The organism is Microbacterium lacusdiani, from assembly GCF_054779895.1.
The window spans coordinates 578,017-595,681 of the sequence record NZ_BAAGXJ010000003.1 but is presented as its reverse complement, the minus strand read 5'-3'; the positions used below and the strand labels follow the sequence as shown (position 1 = coordinate 595,681).

Sequence of the window (17,665 nt, the reverse complement as noted above, 5' to 3'; positions counted from 1 at the left end):
GGACACCGATGATGTAAGCGCTTGCACTTACGTCGCTCACCGATGCTCCCGCTGTGCGGGCCATCGCTGTAACGTGCGATCAGTCCGGATGTAACGCGTGCAAGCGCTTGCAGATCCAGCGTGCGCGTTGCTACGGTCGCGGGGACGCCCCGCGTCGCCGTTCCCGTGCATCGATGGAGATGACTTGTCGAAGACGACCCGCGCGCCCCGCCGCGCCCTCGCCCTGCTGACCATCCCGGCCCTCGCGCTGTCGGGCGCCGCGGTCACGTCGCTCCCGGCCGCGGCCGCCGAGCGATCCGTCGCGCTCGTGGGCAGCCTGCAGTCCGAGCTCGGCTGCACCGAGGACTGGCAGCCCGCCTGCGCCGACACCGAGCTGCTGCCCACGGGGACCGAGGGGGTGTACGCCGCCGAGTTCGCCGTGCCGGCCGGATCGTACGAGTACAAGGTCGCCCTGAACGACACGTGGGACGAGTCCTACGGCCTCGACGGCGGCGGGGACAACATCCCGCTCACCGTGGCGGGCCCGGCGAGCCTGCGGTTCGTGTTCGACGACAACCGCAAGCGGGTGGGCGTCGAGGTGACGGGCCTTCCCGGCGAGTACACCGAGGCCGACGACGCGCTCGCGGCCGCTCCCGTGCGCCAGCCGGGCGGAGACGAGCGCTTCTACTTCGTCATGACCGACCGGTTCGCGAACGGCGACACCGCGAACGACACGGGCGGGATCGAGGGCGACCGCTTCGCGCACGGCTTCGACCCGACCGACAAGGGCTTCTACCAGGGCGGCGACATCGCGGGCCTGCGGTCGAAGCTCGACTACATCGAGGGGCTCGGCACGACCGCGATCTGGCTCACGCCGAGCTTCGCCAACCGCCCCGTGCAGGGGACCGGCGCGAACGCGAGCGCCGGCTACCACGGCTACTGGATCACCGACTTCACGCGGATCGACCCGCACCTGGGCACGAACGAGGAACTCGCGGCGCTGATCGACGAGGCCCACGCGCGCGGCATCAAGGTGTACTTCGACATCATCACCAACCACACCGCCGACGTGATCGACTACGCCGAGGCGCAGTACTCGTACGTCGACCAGGCGACGAGCCCGTACACCGACGCCGACGGCAACGTGTTCGACCCCGCCGACTACGCGGGCGGCGACACGTTCCCCGCGATGGACGCGGCCACCTCCTTCCCGTACACGCCGGTCGTGACGGACGCCGAGGCCAAGACCCCGGCGTGGCTCAACGACCCGACGCTGTACCACAACCGCGGCAACTCGACCTGGAGCGGCGAGTCCGTCACCTACGGCGACTTCGACGGCCTCGACGACCTGATGACCGAGCACCCCACTGTCGTGAACGGCTTCGTCGACGTCTACCAGGACTGGATCGACCTCGGCATCGACGGCTTCCGGATCGACACCGTCAAGCACGTGAACTTCGAGTTCTGGGAGCGCTGGACCACCGAGGTCCTGGACTACGCGCATGCGCAGGGCAAGAGCGACTTCTTCATGTTCGGCGAGGTGTACGACGCCGACCCGGTCAAGCTGTCGCCCTACGTGCGCGACACCGACATGAACTCGGTCCTGGACTTCGCGTTCCAGTCGTCGGCCGTCGGATTCGCCGGCGGCAACTCCGCCAAGGGGCTGCAGGGTCTCTTCGCCGGGGATGACCGCTACACGACGCCGGACTCGTCGGCCCACGCGCTGCCGACGTTCCTCGGCAACCACGACATGGGCCGCGTCGGCCACTTCCTGCTGAACACGGGCGAAGCGCTCGAGCGCGACGAGCTCGCTCACGAGCTGATGTTCCTCACGCGTGGTCAGCCCGTCGTCTACTACGGCGACGAGCAGGGCTTCGCGGGCCTGGGCGGTGACAAGTCCGCCCGCCAGACGCTGTTCGCGAGCCAGGTCGCCGAGTACGCGGACCAGCCCCTCGTCACGGGCGAGAACGCCGGGTCGGTCGACCGCTACGACACCGCCGCACCGCTCTACGGTCACATCTCGGCGCTCGCGGCGCTGCGCGACGAGCACCCGGCGCTCGCCACCGGCGCGCAGATCGAGCGTCACGCCGACAGCGGCGCGGGCGTCTACGCGTTCTCGCGCGTGGACCGCGACGAGAAGGTCGAGTACCTGGTGGCGGTGAACAACGCCGAAGAGGCGCGCGAGGTCACGCTGACGACGCTCACGGCCGACGCCGCATACGCCCCGGTGTACGGCGCGGAGGCGGGCATCGCGAGCGACGCCGCGGCATCCGCGACCGTCACGGTGCCGGCCCTGAGCGCGGTCGTGTACCGCGCCGACCGCGCCGTCACGGCCGACGCTGCGGCCCCCGCGGTCGCCGTCGCGGTGCCCGCGGCCGGTGCCGGCCTCGAGGGCCAGGCCGCGGTGTCGGCGGACGTCGAGGGCGACCGCTGGATCGAGACGAGCTTCGCGTGGCGGGTCGCGGGGGAAAGCGAGTGGCGCCCGCTCGGCACCGCCGAGGACACCACGCCGCGCGTGTTCCACGACGTCGCCGGCCTGGCCCGCGGCACCCTGGTCGAGTACCGCGCCGTCGTGACCGACGCCGCGGGGAACCGCTCGGCCGCGTCGACGTACGCGTCGGTCGGCAACGCGGTCACGCTGGCCGAGACCGAGGAGCCCGAGAACCCGATCGAGATGGTGACCGTGCCCGGCAGCCACAACTCCGAGCTCGGCTGCGCCGGCGACTGGGACCCGGCGTGCGAGGCGGCGAAGCTCTCGCTGCGCGCCGACGGCGTGTACGAGGCGACCTTCGACCTGCCCGCGGGCGACTACGAGTACAAGATCGCGATCGACGGCAGCTGGGCCGTGAACTACGGCGTCGGCGGCGTGCGCGACGGGGCGAACTACGCGTTCACGCACGGCGGCGGCCCGATCACCTTCGTGTTCGACCCGCGCTCGAACGCCGCGCAGTCCACGGCCGAGGGCCCCATGGTCACCGTGCCGGGAAGCTTCCAGAGCGAGATCGGCTGCGCGGGCGACTGGGCGCCGGACTGCCTGGCCTCGCTGCTGCTCGACGGCGACCGCGACGGCGTGTACGAGCTCACCACGGACGCGATCCCCGCGGGCTCATACGAGGCCAAGGTCGTGCACGGTCGCAGCTGGGCCGAGAACTACGGCGCTGACGGCGCGCGCGACGGCGCGAACATCGCGTTCAGCGTGGACGACGGCACCCCGGTCGCCTTCCGCTACACGATCGCCGACCACCGGCTCGAGATCACGGCCGCGGCCCCGCCGCTGGCCGGCACGGGCGAGGAGCGCGCGCACTGGATCGACGCGGAGACCATCGCATGGCCGGCCGACCTCGGCTCGGCCGAGAGCGCGTCGTACGCGCTGCACGCGTCCGACGAGGCGGGCCTCGAGGTCGTCGACGGGCAGGTCGCGGGCGGCGAGGGCATCGCGCTCGCGGTGGTCGACGGCGGCCTCACCGAGGCGCAGCGCGAGCGCTTCCCGGCGCTCGCCGACCACCTTGCGCTGCGGATCGAGGGGCAGGACGCCGCGGCGCTCGTGCGAGGGCAGCTCGCGGTCTCGCAGACCGCGCCCGACGGCACGCTCACGGCGTTCACGGGCGTCCAGATCCCGGGCGTGCTCGACGACCTCCATGCGGAGGCGCTCGAGGAGGTGGACCTCGGCGTGACGTTCCGCGGCAAGACCCCCACGTTCCGGCTCTGGGCCCCCACGGCGCAGGCCGCGACCCTGCTCACGTGGGAGGCGGGCGCGGATGGCGACCCGGTGCGCCACGAAGCGGAGTTCGACGCGGCCTCGGGCGTCTGGGAGGTGCGCGGCACGCGCGCCCTCAAGGGCGACGAGTACGCGTGGGAGGTGCGCGTCTACGCGCCGACCACCGGCGCGATCGAGACCAACGTGGTGACCGACCCCTACTCGGTCGCGCTCACGGAGAACTCGGAGCGCTCGGTCGCGATCGACCTGCGGGACGGCGAGTGGCGCCCGCGCGCGTGGCGCGACGCGCCGGATCCGGACGTCGAGCAGGATGCGGATCGCGCGATCTACGAGCTGCACATCCGCGACTTCTCGATCACCGACGAGACGGTTCCCGAGGAGCTGCGTGGAACGTACAAGGCGTTCACGCGCGACAGCGACGGCACGGATCAGCTGCGCCAGCTCGCGGACGCCGGCATCACGACCGTGCACCTGCTGCCGTCGTTCGACATCGCGACGATCCAGGAGGATCGCGACGCCCAGGCGACGCCCGACTGCGACCTGGCCGCTCTGGCGCCGGCTTCCGACCAGCAGCAGGCGTGCGTCGGCGCGGTCGCGGGGCAGGACGGCTTCAACTGGGGCTACGACCCGTACCACTTCACGGTGCCCGAGGGCTCGTACGCGGTCGAGCCCGACGGTGGCGCGCGCGTCGCCGAGTTCCGCTCCATGGTGGGCGCGCTGCACGGCATGGGCCTCGAGGTCGTGCTGGACCAGGTGTTCAACCACACGGCGCAGTCGGGCCAGGGGGAGCGGTCGGTGCTCGACAGGGTCGTGCCGGGCTACTACCACCGCCTCAACGCGGCCGGCGCGGTCGAGAAGTCGACGTGCTGCGAGAACGTCGCCACGGAGCACGCGGCCGCCCAGAAGCTCATGGTCGACTCGGTCGTCACGTGGGCGCGGGACTACAAGGTCGACGGCTTCCGCTTCGACCTGATGGGGCACCACTCGACCGCGAACATGGCGGCCGTGCGCGAGGCGCTCGACGCCCTGACCCTCGAGGACGACGGCGTCGACGGCTCGACCGTGTACCTGTACGGAGAGGGCTGGGACTTCGGGGAGGTCGCGGGCGACCGGCTGTTCGAGCAGGCCAAGCAGGGCAACCTCGGCGGCACGGGCATCGGCACGTTCAACGACCGCCTGCGCGACGCGGTCCACGGCGGCAGCCCCGTCGACTCCTCGTCGACCTTCCGGCAGGGCTTCGGCACGGGCCTGGGCGTCGACCCGAACGGCGACCCGATCAACGGCTCGACCGAGCAGGCGCTCGCCGACCTCGGGCACGAGACCGACCTGGTCAAGCTGGGTCTCGCGGGCAACCTGCGCGACTACGAGCTGCGTGCGTCGAACGGCGAGGTGCTGCGCGGCGACCAGCTCGACTACCGCGGGTCGCCCGCCGGCTACGCCGACGAGCCGGCCGAGGTCGTCAACTACGTCGACGCGCACGACAACGAGACGCTGTACGACCTGTCGGTGCTCAAGCTGCCGCGCGACACGGCCATGTCCGACCGCATCCGGATGAACACGCTGTCGCTCGCGACCGCGACGCTGTCGCAGTCCGTGTCGTTCTGGCACGCGGGCACCGAGCTGCTGCGCTCGAAGTCGCTCGACCGCAACAGCTACGACTCGGGCGACTGGTTCAACCGCATCGACTGGTCGGGGCAGGAGTCCACGTTCGGATCGGGCCTGCCGCCCAAGGCCGACAACGGCGGCAAGTGGGGCATCATGGCGCCGCTCCTGGGCGACCCCGCGCTCAAGCCGACCGCGGACGACATCGCGACGGCCGAGGCCGCGGCCCTTGACCTGCTGCGGGTGCGCTCGTCGGTCGACCTGCTCACGCTGGGATCGGCGGACCTCATCCACGAGAAGGTGTCGTTCCCGCAGACGGATGCCGCGGGCTCGATCGTCATGCTCGTCGACGACACGGTCGGCGCCGACGTCGACGCGGCCCTGGAGGGCGCCCTGGTGGTCTTCAACGCCTCGCCCGAGCCGCTGACCCAGGTCGTCGACGGCCTGGAGGGCCGTGGCTTCACCCTCGCGGACGCCCTCGCGGACGGCTCCGACCCGATCGTCAAGGGCACCACGTGGGATGCCGCCACGGCGACCGTCACGGTCCCGCCGCGCACGGTCGCCGTGCTGGTCGAGCGCGGCTGGTCTGATGACACGTGTTCTCACCGGCGGCACGTCATCCGGGTGCCTGTGATGTCTCAGGACATCACAGGTCATCCGGGTGCCCGGATCGCGTGTCCCCGGTGAGAACACGTGTTGTGAGGAGCAGGGGTGGTCAGCCCGCGCCGTCGGGCGCCGCCGGTGGCGGCGGGGCGGCCGGGCGGCCGCGCTCGCGCACGCGCTCGACGAGGATGCGCCAGGGGCCGCGCAGCTGGCGCTCCGCGAGCACGACCTCGTGCTTCTCGCAGCGGATCCGGTAGATGTAGCGGTCGGGCTCGGGCGGGGCGGGCGGCACGTCGTCCCACGGCATCGACTCCACGAGCTCGCGCCACGCGGCGCGGTCGGGCTGCGCCTCGACGTGCACCTCCCACGTCGCGCGGATGCCGGCGAACCCGCCGGTCCTCGAGACGGTCACCCTCATGCGGGCAAGGCTAGTCCCGCGACATCGCCTGCCGCAGGCGTCCGGGCGCGACGCCGACCGCGTCCCACGCGGCGGCCACGGCGTCGGCCTCCGCCGCTCCTTCGCCGTAGAGCTCGCGGCCGACCGCGATCGTCGTGGCGGCGAACTGCGCGAACATGGCGGTCGCGGTGAGCCGATCGCCCGTGAGCGCCTCGTACCAGATGCGGCCGGCCCGCTCCCACGCGTGGCCGCCCAGCGTCTCGGCGAGCACCACGAAGGCTCGGTTCGGGATGCCCGAGTTGATGTGCACGCCGCCGCTGTCGTCGGTCGTCTCGACGAAGTCGCGCATGTGCGCCGGCTGCGGGTCCTTGCCGAGCACCGGGTCGTCGTACGCCGTGCCGGGCGCGCGCATCGAGCGGATCGCCACGCCGCGCACCTGCTCCGTGAAGATCCCGGCGCCCACCAGCCAGGTCGCCTGATCGGCCGTGTGGCCCTGCAGTCGCTGCTCGACCAGCGCGCCGAACACGTCGGACACGTGCTCGTTGAGCGCGCCCGACTGCCCCTGGTACACGAGGTTGGCGGTGCGCTCGGTGACCCCGTGCGCGAGCTCGTGGCCGATGATGCTGAGCGAGCCGGTGAAGCCGCGGAAGATCTCCCCGTCCCCGTCGCCGAAGACCATGCGGGCGCCGTCCCAGAACGCGTTGTCGTAGCGGTCGCCGAAGTGCACGGTCGCGTCGAGCCGCATCCCGGCCCCGTCGATGGAGTCGCGGCCGAAGGCCTCCCAGAACAGCGCGTAGGTGTCGCCGAGCCCGTCGTAGGCCTGGGCCACCGCGAGGTCGCCCGTGTCGGGTTCGCCCTCGGCGCGCACCCGCTCGCCCGGCAGGTCCTCGGTGCCCTTGGCGTCGAAGATCAGCCGATCGGGCTGCCCCGGGGGCGTCGAGCCGGCGACCGGCTGCTGCAGCCCCGGCCGCGTCGACGGCCGGACCAGCCCCGGCAGTCCCGGCTCGCCGTTGCGGCGCTCGGCCCGGAACGGGCCGTCGATCCCGAGCGTGCGACGGGCGGCCTCGGGGGCGTGCTCGAGCTCGACGCCCTCGCCGTCGTCCATCCGGGCGATCCGCTGAAGCAGGAACGGCGGCACGATGCCGCGATGGACCGGCCCGTGCGCGACGGGCGGGCGGGCGCCGGCCGGGGCCTGGGGGTTCTCGGGTGCCGGGGGAGTCATACCCCGATGCTGTCAGCACCCGCGGACATCCTCACGGCCCGCGCGGGCGCGCCGCGGATCAGCCGCGCGCGCCGAGCTCCTCGAGCGCCGCGGCCTGATGGCGGTGCCCGAAGCCCGTACCGCTCCGCGATGTGGTGCGGGTGCCAGGGCGTGCCGTGGCCGCGCTCGGCGAGCACCGGCACGAGCATCTCCAGCGCCGCGAACACCGCGAACAAGGCGAGCGCGACGGGCAGCGGCGGGTCGAACGCCGACGCGAGCCACGTGTAGTTGATCCACGCCCACGTCACCGCGAACACCGCCAGGACGAATCCGACGGCGGCGGCGGCGATGTGCCCGAGCTCCAGGAGATGGCTGGCCTGCGTTCCCGCGTGGCTGAACGCCACGACGAACGTCAGGTCGTACAGCAGCTCGAGCGGTGTGGCCGAGCGGTGCGTCTCGCGGGGGTCGCGGCCCACCATGCGGCGGCGCCGGTGGTGGAGCGGACCGGGCGCGTGAGGCGACGTCGTGCCCACATCGTGCCACGGCCGCGGGCGGGCATCACCGGTCGAGCAGGTAGGCGCGGGTGCGGGCGCGCTCGCGGAGGATCATGGCGATCCCGAGCAGCCAGAGCGGGATCTGCGTCGCGAACGCCCAGCGGAACGCGTCGGCCGAGTAGAGCTCGGGCGAGCCGGCGCCCTGCACGTCCATCGCGATGCCGATGAACAGGATGGCCAGGAGCCCCGCCAGGAAGCCGCCGACGTTCGTGACGCCGGTCGCCGTGCTCAGCCGGTGCGCCGGATTGTGTGCGCGGGCGAAGTCGAACGCGACCATGGACGCCGGTCCGCCCGCCGCGAGCGCGACCACGAGCACGACGAGGAGCCACACGGGCGCGGGCGAGGGCCACAGCAGGACGACGCTCCACACCAGCAGCTGCACCCACACGGCCGGGAGCACCAGGAGCCGGGAGCGCCGGTGCGGGTGCCGCGCCGAGAGCGCCCCGACCACGGGACCGAGCACGATGCCCGCGACGACGTAGATGCTGGTCACGGTCGCGGCCTGCGCGGTGCTGAGGCCCTCGCCCGCCGTGAGGAAGGGCACGCCCCACAGCATCACGAACGCCGACCCGGCGAACGGCGTGGTGAAGTGCGTCCAGAAGGCGAGCCGCGTGCCGGGGTGGGACCACGCCGCCCGGATGCCCTGCCGCGTGTCGATCGACGACGTCACGACCGTGATCGCGCCGGTGTCGGTGTCGACCGAGAGGTCGGCGGGCAGCTGCGGCGGGTGGTTCCGGACGATGAGCGCGATCAGCACCGCGAACACGAGCGCGGAGCCCGCGAGCGCGCCGAACGCGACCTGCCAGCTCGTCGCGTGCAGCAGCAGGGGGAGCGGCACGAGGGCCACGACCTGGCCGAGCTGGCCCAGGATGCCCGTGAGCTGCATCATGAGCGAGCCGCGCTGGGCGGGGAACCACGTGGCGATCAGGCGCAGCACGCCCGGGAAGATGGCGGCGTCGCCGGCGCCGAGCAGCATGCGCGCCGCGATGGCCACGCCCACGTCCGGGGACAGTGCCATGACGACCTGGCCGGCCGCCATGAGCACCATGCCGAGCGCCATGATCGGGCGCGCGCCCCACCGGTCGAGCCACACGCCCACCGGCAGCTGCATGAACCCGTAGACGGCGAGCTGGAGCACCGCGAACATCGACAGGGTCGAGGCCTCGGCCTCGAACCGGTGCGCGGCATCGACGCCGACGCCTGACAGCGAGGTGCGGTTGGTGATGGCGAGCACGTACCCGAGCACGCCGATGCCCCACATCAGCCACATGCGCCAGGACGGCGCGGGCGCGTACGCGGTGCTCATGCGCCGCGCGTCACGATCTCGGCGGCCTCGTCGACCGTCTCGACCAGGTGCACGTGCGGCTCCATGGGCCGCCCCTTCGCGAGCGCCCGCAGCAGCGGCCACGCCGGCAGGGTCTCGGTCCAGTGGTCCCGGCCCACGAGCACCATGGGCGCGATCGCGTCCTCGCTCGCGTAGTAGTTCTCGCACGCGTCCTGGAAGATCTCCTGCACAGTGCCGCCCGCGCCCGGCAGGAACACGATGCCGCTCGCGCACACCTGCAGCAGGATCGCCTCGCGCTGCGCGTTGCGGAAGTACTTCGCGATCGCGGTCGCGAACAGGTTGGGAGGCTCGTGCCCGTAGTGCCAGGTCGGCACGCCCAGCGTGTCCGTCGCCGGCTCATCCGCCGTCTGCGTCAGCACCACGCGCGCCGCCGCGAGCCACGCGTCGACCGACGGGTGGTAGGAGGGTGCGGTCGCGAGCGTGACGAGCGCCTCGTCGAGGACCGTCTCGTCGGCGGCGCTCAGGCGCGCGCCGAGATTGGCCGCCTCCATCGCCCCCGGCCCGCCGCCGGTCGCCACCGTGAAGCCGGCCCGGCCGAGCAGGCGACCGAGGCGCGCCGCGCCCGCGTAGTCGCGCTCGCCGCGGCGCATGGCGTGCCCGCCCATGACGCCGACGAGGCGCCGTCCGGCGACCCATCCGGCCAGGGCGCGGTCGATTCCGTCGTCGTGGAGCACGCGCCCGAGCAGGGCGTCCGGCGCATCGTGCCCCTGCGACCACGCGTACGCGCGCCCGTCGAGGCTGCCGCGATAGTCCGGGGTGTCGTAGAGCTCGTCGGCCGAGTAGAGCGTCGAGCGGTGCGGATCGGCCGGCGCGGCGCTCACGTCCGGCAGGATGAGCGCGCCGCGTGCGGCGTGCAGCAGCTCGTCGCCGGGGGCGAACGTGCAGCCCGCGAACGTCGTGCGGGACGTGTCCCGGTCCGCGAGCTCCCGCGAGCGGTTCCGCAGATCGAGCCCGATCAGGCGCCAGCCCGTGAGGTGCCGCGCGCCTTCCGCCAGACGCCGGTCGAGCTCCGCCAGCGACTCGACCGTGACGATCCGTCCCGCGCGGTGCTTCATCCTGCCTCCTCGGATCCAGTCTGCTCCACAGTGCATGGGCGCTCGTCCGATGTCGGCGGGGCCTGACAGGCTGGACGGCATGACCCAGGACGCCGTGCCCGCCGACGTGCCCGCCGCCGCGCTCCGGGACGAGGCGCTCGCCGCCCTGCGACGCCTCGTGGGGCGCGACGAGGCCGTGTTCCACGAGGGGCAGTACGAGGCGATCGAGGCGCTGGTGGGGAGCCGGCGCCGCGCGCTCGTGGTGCAGCGCACCGGATGGGGCAAGTCCGCCGTGTACTTCGTGGCCACGCGGCTGCTGCGGGATCGCGGGGCCGGGCCGACCGTGCTCGTGTCGCCCCTGATCGCCCTCATGCGGGATCAGATCGAGGCGGCCGCGCGGGCAGGCGTGCGCGCGGTCGCGATCAACTCGACGAACGCGCACGAGTGGGCCGAGGTGCTCGCGCGGCTGGACGCCGACGAGGTCGATGTGCTGCTGGTGTCGCCCGAGCGCCTGAACAACCCGTCGTTCCGCGACGAGCAGCTGCCCGCGCTGGTGCGCCGCATCGGCATGCTCGTGGTCGACGAGGCGCACTGCATCAGCGACTGGGGTCACGACTTCCGGCCCGACTACCGCCGGCTCCGCGATCTCATCGCGCAGATGCCCGCGGGCGTGCCCGTGCTGGCGACGACCGCGACCGCGAACAGCCGCGTCGTCGCGGACGTCGTCGAGCAGCTCGGATCGCAGGACGTGACCACGATCCGCGGTCCGCTGGCGCGGTCGTCGCTGCGCCTGGGCGTGCTGCGCCTGCCCGACGCCACAGCCCGGCTCGCATGGCTGCTGAGCCGCCTCGACGAGCTCCCCGGCTCCGGGATCATCTACACGCTCACGGTGGCCGCCGCGGTCGACACCGCGCGGCTGCTGCGCGAGCACGGGCACGCGGTGCGGGCCTACACGGGCCAGACCGACGCCGACGAGCGCGCGGAGTCCGAGGCCATGCTCAAGCGCAACGAGGTCAAGGCGCTCGTGGCGACGAGCGCGCTCGGGATGGGCTTCGACAAGCCCGACCTCGGCTTCGTGCTGCACCTCGGGGCGCCGTCGTCGCCCGTGGCGTACTACCAGCAGGTCGGCCGCGCGGGCCGCGCGACGGACTCGGCCGACGTCGTGCTGCTGCCGGGCCCCGAGGACCGGGACATCTGGCACTACTTCGCAACCGCCTCCATGCCGGATCAGGAGCGCGCCGAGCGCGTGCTCGCCGCGCTCGGCGCGGCGGCCGCTCCGCTGTCGACGCCCGCACTGGAGGCGATCGTGGACATCCGGCGCACCCCGCTCGAGCTGCTGCTCAAGGTGCTCGATGTCGACGGCGCGGTCCGGCGGGAGCGCGGCGGGTGGGTCTCGACCGGGGCGCCGTGGGACTACGACGCCGAGCGGTATCAGCGGATCGCCGCCGCGCGCCGCGCCGAGCAGGACGACATGCTCGCGTACGAGAGCACGACGGGGTGCCGCATGGAGTTCCTGCAGCGCCGCCTCGACGACGACACGGCGGTCCCGTGCGGACGATGCGACAACTGCGCGGGTCCGTGGCTCTCCGGCCGCATCGAGCGCGACGTGACGGCGCAGGCCGCCTCCGCGCTCGACCGCGTCGGGGTGCCGATCGAGGTGCGCCGGCAGTGGCCGTCCGGCCTCGACCGCCTCGGGGTGCCGCTGGCCGGGCGGATCGCCCCGGGCGAGCAGGCGCTCGAGGGGCGCGCGCTCGCGCGCCTCACCGACCTCGGCTGGGGCGGCGCCCTGCGGGAGCTGTTCGCGGCCGGCGCCCCCGACCAGGACGTACCGCCCCGGCTCCTCGAGGCGTGCGTGCGGGCGCTGGCGGAGTGGGGTTGGGAGCGGCGCCCCGCGGCGGTCGTCTCCGTGCCGTCGCGCACGCGACCGCGGCTGGTGACGTCGCTCGCGCACGGGCTCGCGCAGATCGGCCGGCTGCCGTACCTCGGCGACCTGGCCGCCGATCCGGCGGCGCCGGCGGGCCGCCCCGGCGGCAACAGCGCCTTCCGGGTGGCCGATGTGCACGGGCGGTTCGACGCCTCCGGGCTCGCGCTGCCCGACGGCCCCGTCCTGCTGGTGGACGACCTGGTCGACAGCCGCTGGACGCTCACCCTGGCGGCGCGCGAGCTGCGCCGCGCCGGAGCGGAGTCGGTGCTGCCGTTCGCGCTCGCGCTGCGCGCCTGAGAGGCTCCCGTCCGGCGGGCCGGGACCGGCACGTACGCTCGAATGCATGACGGTGACGGCATATAGACGCGTGAACGCCCGTGTGACCGGCATCGCCCTCGCGGCGGCGCTCGGCGGATTCCTCTTCGGCTTCGACACGGCCGTGATCAACGGCGCGGTCGACGCGCTGGCCGGGGAGTTCGCCCTGGACGCCGCCCTCAAGGGCTTCGCGGTGTCGAGCGCGCTGCTGGGATGCGCGGTCGGCGCGTGGTCCGCCGGGTCGATGGCCAACCGCTGGGGTCGCGTGCCCGTCATGCTCGCCGCCGCGGTCCTGTTCCTGGTCTCGGCGGTCGGGTCCGGCCTCGCGATCGGCGTGGCCGACCTCATCCTGTGGCGGGTGATCGGCGGCCTCGGCGTGGGAGCCGCCTCCGTGATCGCGCCGGCATACATCGCCGAGGTGTCACCGGCGCACATCCGGGGCCGGCTCGGATCGCTGCAGCAGCTCGCGATCGTGAGCGGCATCTTCGTGGCGCTGCTGTCCAACGCCGTGCTCGCCGCCGTGTCGGGCGGCGCGGCCGAGGTGCTCTGGATGGGCCTGCCCGCGTGGCGCTGGATGTTCATGGTCGAGGCGGTGCCGGCCGTGGTCTACGGCCTCATGTCGCTGCGCCTGCCGGAGTCGCCGCGGTATCTCGTGCTCCGCGGCGACAACGACCGCGCGTCGCAGGTCCTGCTGGACTTCACGGGCGAGCCGGACGTCAACCTCAAGATCCAGCAGATCCGCGCTTCGCTGGACACGGAGCGGCGCGAGTCGCTGCGCGACCTCGTGGGCCCCGTGCTCGGGCTCAAGCCGATCGTGTGGGTGGGCGTCCTGCTGTCGGTCTTCCAGCAGTTCGTGGGCATCAATGTGATCTTCTACTACTCGACGACGCTGTGGCGCTCGGTCGGGTTCGACGAGTCGAGCGCCCTCGCGACCTCGGTGATCACCTCGGTCACGAACATCGCGGTCACGATCGTCGCGGTGCTGCTGGTGGACCGCGTGGGGCGCCGTCGTCTGCTGCTGGCGGGGTCCGCGCTGATGGCCGTGTCGCTCGGGGCGATGGCGGCGGCGTTCTCGTTCGCGCGCCTGGTCACGGTCGACGGCGTCACGACGGCGCAGCTCGACGCGCCGTGGTCGATCATCGCGCTGATCGCAGCCAACGCGTTCGTGGTCGGCTTCGGCGCGACGTGGGGCCCGATCGTGTGGGTGCTCCTCGGTGAGATGTTCCCGAACCGGCTTCGCGCCAGCGCGCTTGCCGTGGCCGCGGCCGCCCAGTGGGTCGCGAACTTCGCGATCTCGACGACCTTCCCCGTGCTCAGCGAGATGGGGCTGTCGCTCGCCTACGGGTTCTACGCGGTGTGCGCCGCCGCGTCGTACTTCTTCGTGCGCGCCAAGGTGCCCGAGACCAAGGGCATGGAGCTGGAGGACATGCGCTGACCCGGCGCCGCCCCCGCCGACCCGGCCCGGCGGGGGTGTCGCTCGGGGCCGCTCGCGGACCGGCGCTTAGGCTCGGTACGCCATGATCCGGTTCGAACACGTCACCAAGCGATACCGGGGGACCGCCAGGCCGGCCCTCGACGATGTCGACTTCGAGGTCCAGCGCGGGGAGTTCGTCTTCCTCGTGGGCGCCTCGGGATCCGGCAAATCCTCCTGCCTGCGGCTCATCCTGCGTGAGGACCTCCCGAGCGAGGGCCGCGTGGTGGTGCTGGGGCGGGACACCAAGACCCTGTCCAACCGGCGCACGCCGTACTTCCGGCGCCACATCGGCTCGGTGTTCCAGGACTTCCGGCTGCTGCCGTCCAAGACCGTCTTCCAGAACGTGGCGTTCACGCTCCAGGTGATCGGATCGTCGCGCGCGTTCATCAAGCAGGCGGTGCCGGAGGCTCTCGAGCTGGTCGGCCTCGCCGACAAGGCGAAGCGCTTCCCGCACGAGCTCTCGGGTGGCGAGCAGCAGCGCGTCGCGATCGCGCGCGCCCTGGTGAACCGCCCGCAGGTCCTGCTCGCCGACGAGCCCACGGGAAACCTCGACCCAGGGACGTCGGTCGACATCATGATGCTGCTCGAGCGGATCAATGCGTCGGGCACGACCATCCTGTGCGCCACGCACGAGGCCACCTTCGTCGACCAGATGCAGCGCCGCGTGATCGAGCTGAAGGACGGCGCCCTGGTCCGCGACGAGCGTCACGGCGGCTACGGCGACCGGTCCGGCATCAAGAAGCTCGAGCCTCAGGTCGAGCGCGGCGCGGCCGCGGTCGCGGCGCTGACCGCGGTGCTCGAGCTCCAGCGCGAGGTCGCGGGCGACCCGACGGGCACCGTCCCGGTCGCGCCGGCGGAGCCCGAGGCGCCCATGACCGATGCCGTCGCCGAGGCGCGCGAGGAGATGTTCGCCGACCTGCTCACGGAGGAGCCGCCCGCGGACGAGGCCCCGGCCGCGCCGCCGGTCGCCGCACCCGCCGAGGCGGCAGAGGAGCCGGCCGAGACGCCGCAGGAGCCGGAGCCGGAGGCGCCGGCGCCGCGCACGGGCATCGTCCCGATCCCGGACATCGACGTGGAGGAGCTCGGCATGGCCGACCGCCTCGGCCTGCGGCCGAGCGACGACGACGAGGTGGGACCGACGACATGAGGCTGGGACTGATCCTCTCCGAGGTGCTCACCGGCCTGCGGCGCAACGCGTCGATGGTCGTGTCGGTCGTCCTCGTGACCTTCGTGTCGCTCACGTTCGTGGGCGCGGCGATCCTGATGCAGGCGCAGATCGGCACGATGCGCGACTACTTCCAGGATCGGGCGCAGGTCGACGTGTATATGTGCTCGGCGATCTCGACCACCGAGACCTGCACCGGCGGCGTCGCGAGCGAGGAGCAGATCGCGGCCGTCCAGGCCGAGCTGGAGGGACAGACGCTGTCGCCGCTCATCCAGGAGTTCACGTACCAGAACCCCGAGGAGGCGTACCAGTCCCTGCTCGAGAACCTGGGCGAGGACTACGCCAACCTGCTGACGCCCGAGCAGACCAGCGCCGTGTTCCACATCAACCTGCTGGATCCGACGCGCTCCGATGTCATCGTCGAGGCGTTCACGGGCGTGGAGGGCGTCGAGCAGATCTCGGATCAGCTCGAGTACCTCGAGCCGCTCTTCGCCGCCCTCACCATCGCCACCTACATCGCGGTCGGCATCGCGGCCCTGATGCTGATCTCGGCCGTGCTGCTGATCGCCACGACAATCCGTCTGTCGGCCTACGCCCGCCGCCGCGAGGTGGGCATCATGCGCCTCGTCGGCGCCTCCAACCGGTTCATCCAGACGCCGTTCGTGCTCGAGGGCGTCGTCGCCGCGCTGATCGGCTCGCTGCTCGCGAGCGGCGCCGTGCTGGCGGGAGTGAAGTTCGGCGTCGAGGGATACCTGACCTCGCGCATGGGCACGATCCCGTGGGTCGGCATGGGCGACGCGATGCTGGTGGTGCCCGTGGTCATCCTGATCGGCGTGGTGCTGGCCGCCCTCTCGGCGGGCTTCGCGATCCGCCGCTGGCTGCGCGCCTAGGAGCCGACGGAGATCGGCGCGGCCGATCCTCGGACGGTGATCCCGCCCGAAGTCGGGATGTCGACCGTCAGCACACTCGGCCGTCCGACGTGGGCGCCCTGGTCGATCGTGACTGTGGCGGGCGGCTCCACGCCGCCGATCGAGCGCAGGTAGGTGCCGGTCGAGGCCGCCGCGGATCCGGTGGCTGGGTCCTCCCGGATGTCGCCGACCGGGAAGAGGTTCCGCGCGGTCAGGCGCTCCGCGCTCTGGCGCCACAGCACGGTGACGGTCCCGGCCCAGCCCTCGCGGTCCATGAGACTCCGGACCGCTGCAGGATCGAACCGGAACCCGTCGAATCGGGCGCGGTCGGCGAGCACGAGGACCGGATGCCGGTTGCCCGCGAACGCGACGCGCGGCGGCAGCGCCGGGTCGAGGTCGCGGGTCTCGAGCCCCAGCAGACCGAGCAGCTCGGCGAGCACATCCGGCTCGAGCGGCTCGACCGTCGGCTCGACGCTCGTGAAGGCCGCTTCGACAGCGCCGGCGGTCGCGCTCGTCGCGATCTCCACCGGCCCGACCGGCGTGTCGAACAGCAGCGGCCCTTCGCCCCACCGGCCCGCGAGCGACACCGCGGTCGCGATCGTCGCATGGCCGCAGAACGGCACCTCGGCGCCGGGGGAGAAGTACCGGATCCGCGCGCGGCGCCCCGCGGCGTCGGCGTGCGTCACGAACGCGGTCTCGGAGTATGCCACCTCCGCCGCGATGCGCAGCATCCCGGCGTCGTCCAGGCCCGCCGCGTCCAGCACGACGCCCGCCGGGTTGCCGCCGCCCTCGACCGCCGCGAACGCGGCCAGCGCTGGACATCGACATCCGCGTCGTGGTGCTCGAAGCCGGTCACGCCCCGAGCCTACGACGCCCCGGTCCAGGCGGGGGATAGGATGTAAGGCTGTGCCCGGATCGGCCGGGCAGGCGGCACCGGGGAGGTGAGCACATGGCGAAGGAACAGGGCGAGAAGATCGTCGCGACCAACCGTCGCGCGCGCCACGAGTACACGATCGAGAAGACGTACGAGGCGGGACTCGTGCTCACCGGCACCGAGGTGAAGTCGCTCCGCCAGGGGCGCGCGAACCTCAGCGACGGCTACGCATACATCAACGGCGGCGAGGCCTTCCTCGATGCGGTGCACATCCCCGAGTACTCGCAAGGCAGCTGGACGAACCACTCGTCCAAGCGCATCCGCAAGCTGCTGCTGAACAAGGACGAGATCATCAAGCTCAGCCACGCCGTGTCGGCGGGCGGGTACACGCTTGTGCCCTTGAAGCTCTACTTCCTGAACGGCCGCGCGAAGGTCGAGATCGGCGTCGCGAAGGGCAAGAAGGAGTACGACAAGCGCCAGACGCTGCGCGAGCGCCAGGACAAGCGCGAGGCGGAGCGCGCGATGCGCACCCGCAACCGCATGGGCGAGTAGCGGTTATCCACAGGGCGCGC

General features: G+C 72.7%; 12 protein-coding genes. 6 read left to right on the top strand and 6 right to left on the bottom strand.

The window, feature by feature from the left end:
• The first annotated feature begins 184 nt into the window (after window positions 1-184).
• The gene (gene pulA, locus ACYVGN_RS04955; RefSeq protein ID WP_460789140.1) at window positions 185-5,986 is read left to right on the top strand and encodes a pullulanase-type alpha-1,6-glucosidase; all 5,802 of its coding nucleotides are present in this window, start codon (window positions 185-187) and stop codon (window positions 5,984-5,986) included.
• Between the two features lie 28 nt (window positions 5,987-6,014).
• Here the strand turns inward: pulA and ACYVGN_RS04950 are convergent, their stop codons facing one another.
• The 5 genes from ACYVGN_RS04950 to ACYVGN_RS04930 form a co-directional block, all read right to left on the bottom strand.
• A complete protein-coding gene (locus ACYVGN_RS04950; protein ID WP_055991640.1) occupies window positions 6,015-6,320 on the bottom strand; it encodes a protealysin inhibitor emfourin in 306 nt (101 codons plus the stop codon).
• Between the two features lie 10 nt (window positions 6,321-6,330).
• The gene (locus ACYVGN_RS04945; RefSeq protein WP_460789236.1) at window positions 6,331-7,404 is read right to left on the bottom strand and encodes a M4 family metallopeptidase; all 1,074 of its coding nucleotides are present in this window, start codon (window positions 7,402-7,404) and stop codon (window positions 6,331-6,333) included.
• 113 nt (window positions 7,405-7,517) lie between these two features.
• Window positions 7,518-7,979 carry a low temperature requirement protein A gene (locus ACYVGN_RS04940; RefSeq protein WP_460789137.1) on the bottom strand — a complete coding sequence of 154 codons (462 nt, stop codon included), beginning with the start codon at window positions 7,977-7,979 and terminating at the stop codon, window positions 7,518-7,520.
• A 79-nt stretch (window positions 7,980-8,058) separates the two neighbouring features.
• Window positions 8,059-9,360 carry an MFS transporter gene (locus ACYVGN_RS04935; protein WP_460789135.1) on the bottom strand — a complete coding sequence of 434 codons (1,302 nt, stop codon included), beginning with the start codon at window positions 9,358-9,360 and terminating at the stop codon, window positions 8,059-8,061.
• Entirely contained in the window at window positions 9,357-10,454 is a 1,098-nt protein-coding gene (locus ACYVGN_RS04930) for an LOG family protein (RefSeq protein WP_460789133.1), read from the bottom strand. The genes ACYVGN_RS04935 and ACYVGN_RS04930 overlap by 4 nt, the downstream gene beginning before the upstream one ends.
• A gap of 79 nt (window positions 10,455-10,533) precedes the next feature.
• Here ACYVGN_RS04930 and ACYVGN_RS04925 point away from each other — a divergent pair, with 79 nt between their 5' ends.
• The 4 genes from ACYVGN_RS04925 to ftsX all read left to right on the top strand — a co-directional run bounded on the left by ACYVGN_RS04925 (window position 10,534) and on the right by ftsX (window position 16,201).
• Window positions 10,534-12,654 (top strand): RecQ family ATP-dependent DNA helicase, encoded by a 2,121-nt coding sequence (locus tag ACYVGN_RS04925; protein WP_460789131.1) that lies wholly within the window; start codon window positions 10,534-10,536, stop codon window positions 12,652-12,654.
• Window positions 12,655-12,700: 46 nt separating this feature from the next.
• Window positions 12,701-14,107 (top strand): sugar porter family MFS transporter, encoded by a 1,407-nt coding sequence (locus ACYVGN_RS04920; protein ID WP_460789129.1) that lies wholly within the window; start codon window positions 12,701-12,703, stop codon window positions 14,105-14,107.
• 82 nt (window positions 14,108-14,189) lie between these two features.
• Window positions 14,190-15,293, top strand: coding sequence for a cell division ATP-binding protein FtsE (gene ftsE / locus ACYVGN_RS04915; RefSeq protein WP_460789127.1), 1,104 nt, complete (start codon window positions 14,190-14,192; stop codon window positions 15,291-15,293).
• Entirely contained in the window at window positions 15,290-16,201 is a 912-nt protein-coding gene (gene ftsX / locus ACYVGN_RS04910) for a permease-like cell division protein FtsX (protein ID WP_055991658.1), read from the top strand. The genes ftsE and ftsX overlap by 4 nt, the downstream gene beginning before the upstream one ends.
• Here the strand turns inward: ftsX and ACYVGN_RS04905 are convergent.
• Window positions 16,198-17,031, bottom strand: coding sequence for a PhzF family phenazine biosynthesis protein (locus tag ACYVGN_RS04905; protein WP_460789234.1), 834 nt, complete (start codon window positions 17,029-17,031; stop codon window positions 16,198-16,200). The two genes, ftsX and ACYVGN_RS04905, sit on opposite strands and share 4 nt — an antisense overlap.
• A gap of 137 nt (window positions 17,032-17,168) precedes the next feature.
• Here ACYVGN_RS04905 and smpB point away from each other — a divergent pair, with 137 nt between their 5' ends.
• A complete protein-coding gene (smpB, locus tag ACYVGN_RS04900) occupies window positions 17,169-17,645 on the top strand; it encodes an SsrA-binding protein SmpB (RefSeq protein WP_055991664.1) in 477 nt (158 codons plus the stop codon).
• Window positions 17,646-17,665: the final 20 nt, after the last annotated feature.